This window comes from Vibrio sp. D420a, from assembly GCF_030248625.1.
GTDB classification, from domain to species: domain Bacteria; phylum Pseudomonadota; class Gammaproteobacteria; order Enterobacterales; family Vibrionaceae; genus Vibrio; species Vibrio fortis_A.
Window position 1 is genome coordinate 71,216 of sequence record NZ_JAHGAN010000019.1, and the last position, 14,211, is coordinate 85,426.

General features: G+C 44.1%; 12 protein-coding genes. 3 read left to right on the forward strand and 9 right to left on the reverse strand.

From position 1 onward, the window contains the following. Positions 1-16: 16 nt before the first annotated feature. From KI743_RS14010 to KI743_RS14040, 7 genes are all read right to left on the reverse strand, one after another. A complete protein-coding gene (locus tag KI743_RS14010) occupies positions 17-1,120 on the reverse strand; it encodes a phosphoribosylaminoimidazolesuccinocarboxamide synthase (protein WP_032549230.1) in 1,104 nt (367 codons plus the stop codon). 231 nt (positions 1,121-1,351) lie between these two features. Then, entirely contained in the window at positions 1,352-1,774 is a 423-nt protein-coding gene (locus tag KI743_RS14015) for a SulA-like leucine-rich domain-containing protein (protein ID WP_285466877.1), read from the reverse strand. A gap of 421 nt (positions 1,775-2,195) precedes the next feature. Continuing rightward, entirely contained in the window at positions 2,196-2,384 is a 189-nt protein-coding gene (locus KI743_RS14020) for a hypothetical protein (RefSeq protein WP_032549228.1), read from the reverse strand. Between the two features lie 165 nt (positions 2,385-2,549). Next, positions 2,550-3,584: a tetratricopeptide repeat protein gene (locus tag KI743_RS14025; RefSeq protein WP_285466878.1), complete on the reverse strand. Its 1,035-nt coding sequence runs from the start codon at positions 3,582-3,584 to the stop codon at positions 2,550-2,552. 62 nt (positions 3,585-3,646) lie between these two features. Beyond that, positions 3,647-4,315: an OmpA family protein gene (locus KI743_RS14030; RefSeq protein WP_032549227.1), complete on the reverse strand. Its 669-nt coding sequence runs from the start codon at positions 4,313-4,315 to the stop codon at positions 3,647-3,649. A 118-nt stretch (positions 4,316-4,433) separates the two neighbouring features. Next, complete coding sequence (locus KI743_RS14035) at positions 4,434-5,123, reverse strand: DUF2786 domain-containing protein (protein WP_285466879.1); 690 nt, start codon at positions 5,121-5,123, stop codon at positions 4,434-4,436. 178 nt (positions 5,124-5,301) lie between these two features. Beyond that, a complete protein-coding gene (locus tag KI743_RS14040; RefSeq protein WP_285466880.1) occupies positions 5,302-5,985 on the reverse strand; it encodes a DUF3334 family protein in 684 nt (227 codons plus the stop codon). A 220-nt stretch (positions 5,986-6,205) separates the two neighbouring features. Here KI743_RS14040 and KI743_RS14045 point away from each other — a divergent pair, with 220 nt between their 5' ends. The 3 genes from KI743_RS14045 to KI743_RS14055 all read left to right on the forward strand — a co-directional run bounded on the left by KI743_RS14045 (position 6,206) and on the right by KI743_RS14055 (position 11,513). Then, the gene (locus tag KI743_RS14045) at positions 6,206-9,241 is read left to right on the forward strand and encodes an FAD-binding and (Fe-S)-binding domain-containing protein (protein ID WP_285466881.1); all 3,036 of its coding nucleotides are present in this window, start codon (positions 6,206-6,208) and stop codon (positions 9,239-9,241) included. Positions 9,242-9,300: 59 nt separating this feature from the next. Continuing rightward, complete coding sequence (locus KI743_RS14050; protein ID WP_285466882.1) at positions 9,301-9,762, forward strand: isoprenylcysteine carboxylmethyltransferase family protein; 462 nt, start codon at positions 9,301-9,303, stop codon at positions 9,760-9,762. A gap of 134 nt (positions 9,763-9,896) precedes the next feature. Next, on the forward strand, positions 9,897-11,513 hold the full coding sequence (locus KI743_RS14055) for a trypsin-like serine protease (protein WP_285466883.1): 1,617 nt from the start codon (positions 9,897-9,899) through the stop codon (positions 11,511-11,513). Positions 11,514-11,673: 160 nt separating this feature from the next. Here the strand turns inward: KI743_RS14055 and KI743_RS14060 are convergent, their stop codons facing one another. Both KI743_RS14060 and hutH read right to left on the reverse strand, forming a co-directional pair. Then, positions 11,674-12,399, reverse strand: a complete 726-nt coding sequence (locus KI743_RS14060) for a DUF3581 domain-containing protein (RefSeq protein WP_032549220.1) — start codon at positions 12,397-12,399, stop codon at positions 11,674-11,676. A gap of 267 nt (positions 12,400-12,666) precedes the next feature. Then, positions 12,667-14,199, reverse strand: coding sequence for a histidine ammonia-lyase (gene hutH, locus KI743_RS14065; protein WP_285466885.1), 1,533 nt, complete (start codon positions 14,197-14,199; stop codon positions 12,667-12,669). Positions 14,200-14,211: the final 12 nt, after the last annotated feature.

Below are 14,211 nucleotides of genomic sequence, written 5' to 3' on the forward strand. Positions count from 1 at the left end.
TTGATAAAAAGGAGTGTTAGTCGATTAGGTTGTACTCAGCGCGTAGGATGTCGACGATCTCTTGTTTTGGATTTTCGCTCAGTTCAATCTTGCTACCTGTGATCTTTTCAGCAATATCAAGGTAGGTGCGAGACAGTGACATTAGCGCATCAAGCGGCAGTTCGTTATCGCGAGCCAAGGCTTCACGTTCAGGCATGCGCTCTTTGTTAAGTAGAATGTCAGCATCTGGGAAGTGGTTTAACAAGAACTGGCGGAAGCCTTCTTTCGAGTTCTCGACGATGTTGCCTTTGTTGTACTCTTGAGTATCCCAAATACGTGATGAATCTGGCGTGCCAACTTCATCCATGTAGATAAGCTTTTCATTGCCTTGCGCATCATTGACGTAACCAAACTCAAACTTGGTATCAACGAAGGTTTGATCAACCTTGCTCAATGCTTCGCTAATCACGCCAAAGCCTTCTTTCAGTAGCTTCTCGTAATGAGCAATATCGCTCTCTTTAGTGAAGTTAAATGCAGCGAAGTTCTGCTCGATGTTCTGACGAGTGATGTTGACATCATCTGCTTCTGGTACGCCAGGGATGCCCTTAAGAATACCCTTGGTCGATGGTGTGATCAGTAGCTCTGGAAGTTTTTTATCTTTCTCTAAGCCTTCTGGCATTTCGATACCGCAGAATTCACGTTCACCATTTGCGTATGCACGCCACATTGAACCAGTAATGTATTGGCGACAAATCGCTTCGATCATAACTGGGCGTGCTTTTTGTACAATCCAAACGAATGGGTGAGGGATATCTAGGATGTGGCTATCAGCCAGTCCGTTATCTTTAAACAGTTTAAACCAGTGATTAGAGATAGCGTTAAGTGCAGCACCTTTTCCTGGAACACCTTTTAAGCCGCCTTCGCCATGCCAAATACAGTCAAATGCAGAGATACGGTCACTAATAACCATGATTGCTAACGGTGCATCCGGTGCAACATCGTAGCCTTTCTCTTTAATTAGTCTTTGACTATCTTCTTCGGTTAACCAGTAAACTGAGCGAACTTTGCCACTGTGGACAGGTTTATCAGTACGGATGGGTAGATCATCATTTACGGCTAGAACTTGATCAGCGAGGCTCATTTAGACATTCCTATCTTTTATCAAACGTCGTACAGAGAAGTGCATAACACACTCGATTAGGTGGGCATTATACCCAATCTAAATTCAGCTTCCAGAGAAAAAGCAAACGTTTGCTTATTTCTTTGCAATTCTCTTTTTCTTTCTGCTTTCAAGGTTCGTGATAACAAATAAAAACCCCGCTCAATGCTGTCGTTGGTTTCGACAGAAAAGAGCGGGGTCGGCAGTGTTTGATTAGTGAACGTGATGAGTTGTGCTGTGCTCGACAAAGAAGACTTCGCATTGGTATTGGATCGCAAGCTCACGTAAATATTGTTGGCCAAATGAATCAATTTGGTTGCTCGCGACAATCGCACTCGCGTTTCGAGAGCGAATCGCTTTTTCAACAGTCTCCATTTCGCTCATTTGGCGAGAAGGTTTCATGTGAATGATGCGCTCACAGCAAATGTTGAACTGAGAGAGTTCTTTCGCTGAAGGGCGAGGGGTCTGCGCTGTAAACAGTAACCACTGTTCTTGACTGGACAGCAAAGCCATACGTGCTAACAAGTTTGCTTGGTGGCGAGATTGATTAGAGCTTTGCGGCAGATGTGATGCTGCAGAAAATGCGCATTGAACTAGCGGGCTAGAGTGTTGTGCTTTTACGTGAGCTTGAATCATTTTGCTGTCCTTATATACATGCTGTATGTGTATACAGTAGTTTTTGTGGTGCATAAGATCAAGCAATTTTTTGAGGGAATATTGAACAAAACCTCGAAATCTGACTCGAAATTTAGATTAAATTATTGTTTTGAATTGTGTTTTTAAATTCGACTGAAATATCAAAATTTCTCATGATTAAGAAGGTTTGAGATCCATAGCACCTTTTCTATACAGGTTTATACAGTGGTTTGATAAAAGTACTGTATAGGCACTGAGGTGACTTGTTTAGATAGAAGGTCTCTTTAGAAGCGAAAGAGGGCTTAAGGATAAAGGCGAAAGGGAAGTAATGGCGTAGCGAAGAATGATGGTTGGATGTGGTAAGTTAGCGGGATCAAAAAAGCGCCTCGATTGGCGCTTTTTTACTTCCGTGTTGAGGTAACTATCTTCTCGTTGCCTCGGAGAGTTTTGCTCTCATTTCCATTTCGCCGATATTGAACTGGCGAACGTCCATGGTTGCAATGTCATTGCATTCTTCACATGAACAATGAGACTTACCGTCAAGGTAGTCATGTTTTTTTACTAGGCTTGGCTTTTTACACCAATCACATACGCCTTCAATTGTGAACATATCCTCTCCTCACCTGTATTGTCAGGTGTATTTTCGGCGTGGATTATGACACAAGTAGTACTAATAAGTTAATTGTTTGTTACCTGTTTTTGAGAGGGAGATCGTTTGCGACGCCAATAATAATGGGTTTCCGTGCACTAAGTCGCCCCCGAAAGATTTCATTTGTTACGTTTTGGTAACATTTTGTAAGATTGTTTTCAGGGCAGCGTTCAATCTTTTCATCTCTTCATCGCTACCTTGGCCATCAGGGTGATAAATTTTAGAGAGTTGCTTGTAGCGAATTTTGATTTTCTTTTGTTCAGGAATGGCCGAAATCTTGTATCCAAACACAGCACAGGCTAGCTGAAGGTTGTGATTGCTCTTACTGCTTTGTCGCTTCTTCAGTTCTTTATAGAGTGTGGCGATTTGGTGCTTTTGTTGTTTCAGTTGAATATCTTTGAGCTTGATTTGTTCTCGATTGATATCTTCAGTTTTCGTTTGATTATTTTTACGCAGCTTGGCGACTAGAAAGCCCGTAATACCGAGTAGCAGAGTAATAACAATCGCTAAGCCAATAATTAAATTGTGAGAGGTTTTGCTTTGTTGGCTAGCCTGAAACGCAGATTGGGTCGTCTGCGATGTTGTCACGGAAGACGAATTAGTTAATTGGGTTGTGGCTTGCTCACTATATTGCTCATCAAGCGCTTTAAATGATGAAACTTGTTGTGAGCGACGCTGATTAAATTGTGCTTGCAGGACGCGTTCATACGCTTGTTGAGCTTGAGGGATCTGAGAGCTTGCTAGACGGTACCACAGCTCAGCTTGGTCAAGCGCATCAAACGACTCGGTTTCTTGTTCATAGAGCTCGCCCAAGTTGAATGCCGCTTGATGATTGCCTTCTATAGCAAGTTGCGTATACCAAAGGGCAGCAGCGTTAATATCCTTCTGAGTACCTTGTCCTTTGACCAGCATATCAGCAGCTTGCAGTTGAGCTTGCTGGTGGCCTTGTTCTGCAGCTTGAGAAAACCAATAGAAAGCTTCTTCTTCGTTTTTGATGCTCGGTTCATTCAAGTAGGTCTGTGCTAAACGAAACTCGTCTTCTGAGTTGCCTTGGTTGGCCTTCTCTTGAAGCTGAGTGAGTTCTTGCTGTGTTATCTCTGCAAATGATTGGGCGCTAAGAAGACAAAAAAGTAGGGGGATTAAAGTGAGCTTGTGCAACATAGATCCATCTTTATCGGTAGTTCCTATAAAAAAGCCCAGCGATTGGCTGGGCTTAATCGAGATTATTTCAGCGGTAGAATTTGAATCTCTACGCGACGATTACATGCTCGACCTTGAGATGTACCATTGTCACAGATTGGGTAGCGTTCACCGTTACCACGAGCAATAGCGCGACCAGCTGCAACATCTTGAGAGATCAAGAATGCACGTACAGATTCAGCACGACGCTCAGATAGGATTTGGTTTGTAGACTCACTACCTGTGCTATCCGTGTGACCATCGATCACTAGGCTTGTGTCAGGGTATTCAACCAGAATACGAGCAACACCGCGCAGTGTTTTGTGGATGCTTGGCTCAAGAGCGTAAGAACCCGATTCAAAACCGATGCCGTTTTCTAGGCGAAGTAGCAGTTGATTTTCGCCCACACGCTCAACCTGAACACCAGAGTTAAGTAGCTCTTGGCGTAATGCTGCTTCTTGTTGGTCGAAGTAGTAACCAATACCACCACCGACAGCCGCGCCACCTGCAGCACCAATCAGTGCGCGTTTACGACGATCTTTAGAGTCATCACCCGTTGCCGCGCCCGCTACGGCACCAGCGATAGCACCGATAAGTGCACCTTGTGTCGCAGAGTTTGTTTCAGATTCACCTGTGGTTGCGTTTTGACGCTGAGTCGCCTGACAGCCAGTTAGAGCGATAGTCAGCGCAAGTGCTAATGTGATTTTTTTCAACGTGTTGTCTCCATGTTGTACTTCAGTCATAACAGTCGATGTGTATGACAAACATATTGTTCTGTATATCCGTCGAAGGAAATATTTATCAGCGATTTACTGTTAAGTAAAGCCAGTATTAGGATTTGGTTATCCGCTTTGCTGCCTGCGCACCAGCGACAGGGCGGTTTACAGATAACTTACGACCTTTCTTTAAGCCTATTTCATAATCAGCAGTAAGGTTTTTCATTGCTTCTTTTAGTTGTTGCTTAAAGGTTTCGCGGTCGATGTTTTTAAATTCTTTATCAATGTAGTTATTGATTTTGTTGTTTGATTCATCATCGGGGGTGATGGTTGGTAGTTTCTCAAGCGCGCCTTCAACCCAGCCAGAGACAAACGAGTTTACGCGACGAGTCACTTCCGTTGAGCTGGTGCCAGAGCCGGCGAAGCTATTACGGAATTGGCCTGTATGCTCATTCATTTCACGGTAGATGATGTCAAAAGCAAAGGCCGCGAATATTGCGCGATCCGCTTCTCCGATGAATTCGGCGCGCTTCAGGCCTTTGTGATTTAAAAGAACCGCTTCCACACCAAATTTGGTATTAATGCCGCGAATGACACGCAGAAGGGTTGAGCTAATGTTAGCGGGTAGCAGATGTGTTGATTGAGTTTTCCCCATCTTGATGAATTCAATATCGTCCTTCTCGAGGCCGTATTTGAGCATCAAGTTATGCGCCATTTTGATCGCGTTAGCGGCTTCGTTAACGTTGGCTGAGTTTCCAAGCTCTAAGCACTTGGCAATTTTTTTGAGGGCTCTTTTCTTATCCATCGACTGACTAATCATTACCACATTTTTTTAAAAGTCCGACATTTTACCCGTTTTAGTGAGCAACAGAAAGTAAAAGTCGTGTTAGCAATGGTAGTGATTGGTTTGAATGTAGCCCTAGAAATGAAAAACACCATCAAATCGTTGATGGTGTTTTAGAAGGTAAGAACGAAAATTTGGCTTAGATGCCTAGTTCGTCTAGCAAGTCTGCTGCTGCGTCGTTGTCAGACGGTTTGTTGTCTGATTTGTCATCGTTCATTTTCTTTTGCGTTGCTTCTAAGATGCTGTCTGGGCATTCATCTTCAGAAATTTCAAACTCTTCAAGCTGAATGAACTCAGTTTTATCCATTGCCAGCTCTAGGTAGAAAATGTTGTTCTTTTCAGTAGAGAAAGTCACACGGCGCGCTTGTGGTCGATCCAGATTAGTGTCTACTGATAGGTTAACTTGCTTGTTCAAAGACAGCATTTTTGGTTGGTTCTGGGTAATGTTGGTTTGCAGCTCTTTACGTACTTTGTTAGTAAAGTCGCCAACCAATTGGTTCATCAGCTCACCCAAAACATCACCCACTTCGTCAGAGGTGTGCAGTACGGCAAGCTCATCTTCCGGCATGCCCATGTTGCGCATGTAGTTTGCGTAGATCTCTAGAGCGGCTTTTGAAGTGAAGTTGATAACAACTAGGCCTGAAAAGCCGCCGTCGAATAGAACAAAACAACCAAAATCTGGCTTAAGGCTGGTCTTACTGATCTTTTGGACCATAGCTGAGTATTGAACAGGAGAAGCAGTTGCAGAAGTCAGTACGCTTGATACCGATTGGCATAGTTTTAGAAGAATGTCTTCTGTTGTGACTGTTTTATTTTTTCTCATTATATTGTGCTCATGGGTATCTTTAACAAAACGATATCCAGTATGTTACTACTGAAAGAATAGAAAAGTGACTATTATTGCATTCTTGCACTGAGATTCTTATTTGATCACCTTTTTATATGAACTTATTAGTAGTAAAGTGACGAAATTCAAAGAAAATTATTAAAATTCTAATTTAACCCATTGCTGATAGGATCAGCGAAGTAGGGGCAGGAAGCAAATGTTACCAAGACTTCAACTCAATGCTGATGTCGATCCAGTTGTTGTTCGCTTTTTAGAAGAGTTAAAAGCGGCAGGTTTTACTGGTGACATCGAATCTCATTATTCAAGCCGTTTAGCCGTCGCGACCGATAACAGTGTTTATCAACAGCTGCCACAGGCGGTGGTACTCCCTAAAACCACCCACGACGTTTCGTTAGTCGGAAAAATCAGTGCGAAATCCACGTATGAAAGGGTAACTTTTTCCCCTCGTGGTGGCGGTACTGGTACCAACGGTCAATCCTTGACGAAAGGTGTGGTAGTTGACCTCTCTCGATATATGAATCAAGTGATTGAGATAAATGAGAAAGAGGGTTGGGTTCGTGTTCAAGCGGGTATCGTCAAAGATCAATTGAACGATGCAGTTCGCCCTTATGGCTACTTCTTCTCTCCAGATCTTTCGACCAGTAACCGTGCCACCCTAGGCGGAATGATTAATACGGATGCTTCAGGTCAAGGCTCGCTGAAATACGGCAAAACTTCCGATCATGTGTTGTCGTTGCAAGCGGTGTTTGCTGATGGTTCTATTCTGGAGTCAGACCTTTCAAATGGGCTACCTAACGTTGGCGAGTTCGCCCATAAAGCGTTAGAGGTAACGGAGTCTGTTTGTCGTGAAAAACGCCAACAAATCATAGAAAAATTCCCACCATTGAACCGTTTTCTTACTGGTTACGACCTAAAGAACGCGTTGAATGAAGAAAACGACCGTTTTGATATCACTCGCGTGCTGTGTGGCGCTGAAGGGTCATTGGCTTTTATTACTGAAGCCAAGCTAAATCTTACTCCTATTCCAAAAGCTCGAACGCTCGTCAACGTGAAGTACAACTCGTTTGACTCTGCATTACGTAATGCGCCATTTATGGTGGAAGCGAATGCCTTGTCTGTCGAAACCGTTGACTCGCGAGTATTGAATCTCGCTAAGCAAGACATTGTTTGGCATACAGTGAGTGATTTGCTGACTGATGTGCCGAATAAAGAGATGCTCGGCATCAATATGGTTGAGTTTGCTGGTCAGGATGAGGCTGAAGTTGAAGCTCAAGTGAGTGCACTGACTGAACGCTTGAACCAAATGCTAGAAGCGGAAGAAGCGGGCATCATTGGTTTTCAAGTGTGTAGTGACTTAGCGAGCATTGGTCGTATTTATAACATGCGTAAAAAAGCCGTAGGTCTTTTGGGTGCAGCAAAAGGACGAGCTAAGCCTGTTGCATTTGCTGAAGATACTTGTGTGCCGCCAGAGAACCTAGCTGACTTTATTGCTGAGTTCCGTGAACTGCTTGATGCTAAGTCTTTAAACTATGGCATGTTTGGCCACGTTGATGCGGGTGTTCTGCACGTGCGTCCAGCGCTGGATCTTTGCGATCCGAAACAAGAAGCGTTGATGCATGAAGTCTCCGATGAAGTCGTTAAGCTGGTGGCTAAATATGGCGGCTTGATGTGGGGTGAGCATGGTAAGGGCTTCCGCTCTGAATATGGCCCAGATTTCTTTGGTCAGGAGCTCTTCACTGAGCTTCGCCGAGTAAAAGCGGCATTTGACCCGCACAACAAGATGAACCCAGGCAAGATCTGTACACCGCTTGATAGTGATGCAGAACTGGTTAAAGTCACCGACACTAAACGTGGTTACTACGATCGTCAGATTGATGTTCAAGTCCGTGATAGCTTCAAGCAAGCGATGGAGTGTAACGGCAACGGTCTATGTTTTAACTACGATACTAGCTCACCGATGTGTCCTTCGATGAAGGTGACGGCCGATCGCCGTCATTCTCCAAAAGGCCGTGCAGGCTTAGTGCGTGAGTGGTTGCGTCAGTTAACTGAGCAGGGTGTTGATATTCTTGATTTGGAGCAACAAGCGCTAAACGACTCTACGCCTGTGAAAACCATGATCGAACGTGTTCGCAACTCGCTCAACAAGCGTCACGAATACGACTTCTCTCATGAAGTGCATGAAGCGATGAATGGTTGTCTTGCTTGTAAAGCGTGTGCGAGCCAGTGTCCGATTAAAGTTGACGTTCCTAGCTTCCGCTCTCGTTTCTTAAATATCTACTACTCTCGTTACCAACGTCCAGCAAAAGACTATTTGGTGGCGAACATTGAGACCATGTTGCCGTTAATGGCCAAAGCGCCAAAAGTCGTCAACGCGGCTCTGTCGCAGAAGTGGGTGCAAAGCGCGACAGCAAAAACAGTAGGTTATGTTGATGCACCTTTGATGTCTGTACCTACGCTGGATAAGCGACTATCTGAAAAGCAGATTAAGGCGTTTGACTTACAGTATTTAGAGGGGCTGTCAAAAGAGCAGAAACAACAGCACGTTCTGATTGTTCAAGACCCATTTACCAGCTACTACGATGCTGAAGTGGTTGAAGACTTTGTGTCGCTACTTATCAAGCTTGGGAAAACACCTGTCGTTCTACCATTCAAACCAAATGGTAAGGCGCAACATATTAAGGGCTTCCTAAGTAAGTTTGCTAAGAATGCTAAATCAACCGCTGATTTCTTATCGCTTATCGCTGATATCGGTATTCCGTTAGTCGGTGTTGATCCTGCTCTGGTGCTTTGTTATCGCGATGAATATCTAGAAGTGCTTGGTGATAAGCGTGGTGATTTTGATGTACTCACCGTGCATGAATGGATGCTGCCACGTCTTGAAGAGTTTACTAGTCGTGAGTCTAGCGAAGAGATGTGGTACTTGTTTGCTCACTGTACTGAAAAGACCAAAATGCCAAATGCAGAGAAAGAGTGGGGCGCAATATTCGCTCACTTTGGTGCCGGATTAACGACGGTGCCTGTTGGATGTTGTGGTATGGCCGGTACCTTTGGTCACGAAGTCGACAAGCTACAGATGTCGAAAGATATCTATGGATTGAGTTGGAAGCCACAAATTCAAGATCTTCCTAAAGATCGATGCTTAGCAACAGGGTATTCTTGCAGAAGTCAGGTTAAGCGCTTCGAGGGAGAGAAACTTGCTCATCCACTACAAGCACTTGAAAGATTGATATAAATGATGAAGCCCAGCAATGACTGGGCTTTTTAATATCTCAATATGGCATAAGGAAGGCTATGAAGTTCTTGGAATTAAAAGTACCACCGCTCGCGTTGTTTGTTGTGCTCCTATTGTTGTCATATTGGCTCGCCAATAGCCTTGCGTTAGCTTCGTTCTCTCTTCCGTATCATCAGCTCATGTTATTGGTGGGTATCTTGGTCAGTGGCGTGATTGGCGTCTCTGCGGTTTGGGAGTTCAAAAAACGTAAGACCACAGTAAATCCAATCAAAGTGGACAGTGCCTCATTGGTGGTTGATTCGGGTATCTTCGGATACAGCAGAAACCCAATGTATCTTGCGCTCTTCATTCTGCTATTTTGTTTCGGATACTACCTTCAAAATCTCATTAGCTTGTCGCTTAGCTTCGTGTTCGTTATCTACATGAACCGCTTTCAAATCCTTCCTGAAGAGCAAGCATTGGAATCGCTATTCGGTGCCGAATACGTTGATTATAAACAGAAAGTTCGGAGATGGATTTAAAAGAGTGTGTTGTAAATGAGAATAAATCTCATAACTTAATGTACGTCACAAAAATACAAAACTCATGTTTCATATGCTTTATTTATAAATTAGCCTGCGCCGACTATTAGAAGTAAATAAGGCTAGGTAAAAGTATGAAACAGACTAAGTTGCTGTCCGCAGTTATTGGATTGGCATGTATGTCTTCGACGTCAGCGTTCGCTGATGTCTCTTCTCGAATCATTAATGGTGAGCAAGCCTCTGCGGAGAGCTGGCCATTTATGACGGCACTTGTTACCAAAAACTTAGATGCGTACAAAAGCCAATTTTGTGGTGCTAGTTTTATTGGTTCACGCTATGTATTAACGGCGGCGCACTGTGTAGAAGATGAGAATGCAGAAGATGTCGAAGTGGTAATTGGTGTTTCAGATCTTTCTTCTAGTGAAGTGAACGAGCATCGTTACGGAGTTAAGAACATCTACATTCATGGCCAATATGGCCAAGTTGGGATGAGTAATGATATCGCGATTATAGAACTGACAGTGGTTCCTCAAGAAAAAGCAGTTTCCTTAGCAGACAGTAACCTTCGTTGGAATCTAAATGACGGTCAAAACCTAACAGTGATGGGATGGGGTGACCAAGATACGTCAAGTAACTTTGCCAACAGCAATCATCTGTATCAGGTGGATGTGCCTCTCGTTAATCAAGAGACATGCAAAGATATTGATCCGTCAGTCAACCCTAATTATGCAAACATTGGTAATGACGCATTTTGTGCGGGCTTTGTGAACGGTGGTAAAGATTCGTGCCAAGGAGACAGTGGTGGTCCAATTGTTGTTGAGACGAATGGCAGCTATGAACAACTCGGCGTGGTTAGTTGGGGAGAGGGTTGTGCTCAAGCAAATGCCTATGGCGTTTATGCGAACGTAGGGCATTTTGATTCATGGATCGCTGATACGACAAGAGGCCTTAGTTATCGTTCACGCGAGCATTTAAGAGTCCGCTCTGTTGGCCAACTGAGTCATACGTTTAAGTTTGATAACTTTAGCGATCAAGTTATTGCTTTTTCTGGCGTTAGTCCTGTGAAAGGTTCGGTAATTACAAGCAATAGCTGTAACGATCTAGCGATTGGTGGAAGCTGTGAAATTCAAATTACAAAGAACTTACCAACCGTCGGATTTTATTCTTTCGGGATAGAGTTGAATACTGACTTGCCTGGTTCAGAGTCGCTTACCAATCTTGTAGAGGTTAATGTAGGTAATCCGGTCAATCAACAAATAGCTAACCTAATTGATATTCCTTACGATGAGGTCGTAAGCGATAGAACTTGGAAAGTAGCAGACAATGAAATTGTTTCGCCAACTTTGTTCGATACTCAAGCCGCGCGTTTGGGAATCAATGGTATTCCTCAAGGGAGTGTGACACTTGACTTGAACATTTCGACCGAAGAGCATTATGACCGAGTCGTTATTTTGACAAATGGTAAGGTTGCTTACATTAATTCTGGTATTTTGACTACGTCGGTGTCAGTACCTCTGGTTCGTGAAACTGGTAATACTTTAGAAATTATTTATGCAAAAGATGCTTTTTACTCCAGAGGGGCCGATGAAATTAGATTCAGCAACTTAAGGCACACCAAGGAAATTGTTGGTTCTAACTTGAGTGGAAATAACGTCGCCAAGTCAGGAAGTAGTGGCAGCGGCGGTGGCTCATTTGGTTGGTACTGGCTATTGATGTTGGCAGGTGTTGGTCTACTGAGAAAGCGCCACTAATTTCCCAATGTTTTGATTTAAAGAGCTTCACAGTGTGAAGCTCTTTTAGTTTAAACTTTATAAGTCAATCATTAAGTTGCAGACATCAAAAAGCCCAGCTTATCTCAAGCTGGGCTTTATAATTTTTGCTATCGCTTTGCGCTAAAGAGCTGTTTAGCGATTAAGCGGCTGCAGCGAACTGTGCTAGAAACATATCTTTGCGCTCGTTGAAGCGGTTTACTAGGTCGTCAACTGACGCTTGGTCGTATGGCTTAAGGCCACTTGCTACCATGCGTTTAACGCCTTTACCTACGATCTCACCATCTTCTTTAAAATCGAAGTTAAGAGTTACAACACCACGCTTGCCTTCAACATCGAATGTTGCGCCAGAGAACTCAACTTCTGGGTGAGTTAGGTCGATACGAGAAAACTCTACTTCCATGCTTTCATAGATAACCAGTGGACGCTGGCAGTTGATCATCATTTGTTGTTCTTCCATAAGAGGAACCATGATGTGCGGGAAGTTCATACCTGAGAATTGAACGTAGTTAGTCACGACATGTTCGATGAATGCTTGGTCTTGGCTTGTTTCACCTTCACATGTCATATGTAGGTACTCTTTGCCTTTCTCATCAACAACAGCGCTTTCTTTATCGCACTTGTTTTCTACATCTAATGCAATGCCATCGCTTACCATGCCTGAAAAATCAAAACGCATCTTTTGGCTAATGCCTTGCTTTTGCAGCAGAACCGCAAATAGTAAGTCGCCAGGTACACAGAAGCGCTTGTTGTCTTCATCGTGAATTGGGTTGAAATCACCAGCAACCTTTTTTGCGAAGTGGCTAGCTTGTTCACGAGTGAATTGAAATTTGTTTTCTTCAGTAGAAACGTATGGTGTTAGAAACATAATACCGCTATTCATTATCAAAACTGCGGCGATTATAACGGACTAATTCGAATCTAATGGTCTATCCAGTTAGTGACTGTGTTCATATGCTACAGAGTGGTAACGCGAATGTTATGTGATCTTAGTCGGAATATTGGTGGTGTAAATAATAGGAGCAGTTTGGAAAGGTGAGCGGTTTAATCAGCGATGCCTGCACTTCAAATTTGAATTATGAAGTGCAGGTTTAGTCGGTTAAGCAGAGATATCCTTAACGTAGAATATTGCTACTTAGAAGCTACATAGAATACCGTCAGGCATCAGATGGTTGTGCACTGACAGCTTAAGCAGCAAGTTTGCTTGTTCGATGTCTGGCGCAAAGTAACGGTCTTTGTCATAGAAGCTGACTTTCTCTCGTAGGATTTGCTTCGCCTCTTCCACTCTAGCTGAAGACTTGTTTGGCGCTCGGAAATCAAGTCCTTGTGCTGCTGATAAGTATTCAACTGCAAGAATGCCACGAGTATTTTCAGCCATATCACGCAAGCGGCGGCCTGCGAATGTTGCCATGGAAACGTGGTCTTCTTGGTTCGCTGATGTTGGTAAGCTATCAACCGAAGCAGGGTGCGCGAGTGTTTTGTTTTCACTTGCTAGCGCTGCCGATGTTACTTGAGCAATCATAAAGCCTGAGTTTACACCACCGTTGTCGACCAAGAATGGAGGTAGTTTACTCAATGCACTATCAATCAATAGCGCCATGCGGCGTTCAGATAGGCTGCCAATCTCAGCAATTGCAATGGCTAAGTTATCTGCGGCCATAGCGACAGGTTCAGCGTGGAAGTTACCGCCAGAAATGATGTCGCCATCGTCTGCGAAAACCAGTGGGTTATCAGACACAGAGTTTGCTTCGATCTTTAGGATATCCGCTGCATTGCGGATTTGTTGCAAACAAGCACCCATCACTTGAGGCTGACAGCGCAGTGAGTATGGATCTTGAACTTTTTCACAACAGGTATGAGACTCACCAATTTCACTGGTTTGATCGAGTAGGTGACGGTAAGCCAGTGCAGCGTCCATCTGGCCACGATGACCACGTACGCGGTGGATTCGAGGGTCAAATGGTCGACGGCTTCCAAGTGCCGCTTCAACTGACATTGCCCCACATACTGTTGCTGAGGCAAATAGATCTTCTGCCGCAAACAGGCCTTCTAGCGCGAATGCTGTCGAAGCTTGAGTGCCGTTGAGTAGCGCTAGACCCTCTTTTGGCGCTAGGGTAATTGGCTCAAGTCCTGCAATTTGCATCGCTTCTAGACCAGTGATGATCTTGCCATTGTGACGTGCTTGACCTTCACCCAGTAGAACCGTACTCATATGAGCAAGGGGTGCTAAGTCGCCAGATGCACCTACAGAGCCTTTTTGTGGCACACAAGGATAGACTTGTGCGTTCACTAGGTCGATCAGGGCGTTGATGACCTTAAGACGAATTCCCGAGTAGCCACGTGACAGGCTGTTGATCTTTAGCACCATCATTAGACGAACGGTCTCGTCAGACATGAATTTACCAATACCTGCCGCATGAGAAAGCACGATACTTTTCTGTAGTACTTCTAAATCTTCAGGTGCGATTTTAGTGTTTGCGAGTAAGCCAAAACCAGTGTTGATGCCATACACGGTACGATCTTCGGCGATCACTTGCTCAACTACCTGAGTGCTTGCTTCGATATCAGGAATGGCTTCAGGATCCAACGATAGGTTCACCGGGCTACGGCTGATTTTACGAAGCTCGGATAGGCCAAGTTGTCCTGGTTTCAGTAATAGGTTCAACATATCTTCTCTCAC

What these genes read in the sequence shown, in the direction of transcription:
- KI743_RS14045 (WP_285466881.1), top strand. Translation starts at nt 6,206, where the DNA reads ATGTTACCAAGACTTCAACTCAATGCTGATGTCGATCCAGTTGTTGTT.
- KI743_RS14050 (WP_285466882.1), top strand. Translation starts at nt 9,301, where the DNA reads ATGAAGTTCTTGGAATTAAAAGTACCACCGCTCGCGTTGTTTGTTGTG.
- KI743_RS14025 (WP_285466878.1), bottom strand. Translation starts at nt 3,584, where the DNA reads ATGTTGCACAAGCTCACTTTAATCCCCCTACTTTTTTGTCTTCTTAGC.
- hutH (WP_285466885.1), bottom strand. Translation starts at nt 14,199, where the DNA reads ATGTTGAACCTATTACTGAAACCAGGACAACTTGGCCTATCCGAGCTT.
- KI743_RS14035 (WP_285466879.1), bottom strand. Translation starts at nt 5,123, where the DNA reads ATGGATAAGAAAAGAGCCCTCAAAAAAATTGCCAAGTGCTTAGAGCTT.
- KI743_RS14055 (WP_285466883.1), top strand. Translation starts at nt 9,897, where the DNA reads ATGAAACAGACTAAGTTGCTGTCCGCAGTTATTGGATTGGCATGTATG.
- KI743_RS14040 (WP_285466880.1), bottom strand. Translation starts at nt 5,985, where the DNA reads ATGAGAAAAAATAAAACAGTCACAACAGAAGACATTCTTCTAAAACTA.
- KI743_RS14060 (WP_032549220.1), bottom strand. Translation starts at nt 12,399, where the DNA reads ATGTTTCTAACACCATACGTTTCTACTGAAGAAAACAAATTTCAATTC.
- KI743_RS14010 (WP_032549230.1), bottom strand. Translation starts at nt 1,120, where the DNA reads ATGAGCCTCGCTGATCAAGTTCTAGCCGTAAATGATGATCTACCCATC.
- KI743_RS14015 (WP_285466877.1), bottom strand. Translation starts at nt 1,774, where the DNA reads ATGATTCAAGCTCACGTAAAAGCACAACACTCTAGCCCGCTAGTTCAA.
- KI743_RS14020 (WP_032549228.1), bottom strand. Translation starts at nt 2,384, where the DNA reads ATGTTCACAATTGAAGGCGTATGTGATTGGTGTAAAAAGCCAAGCCTA.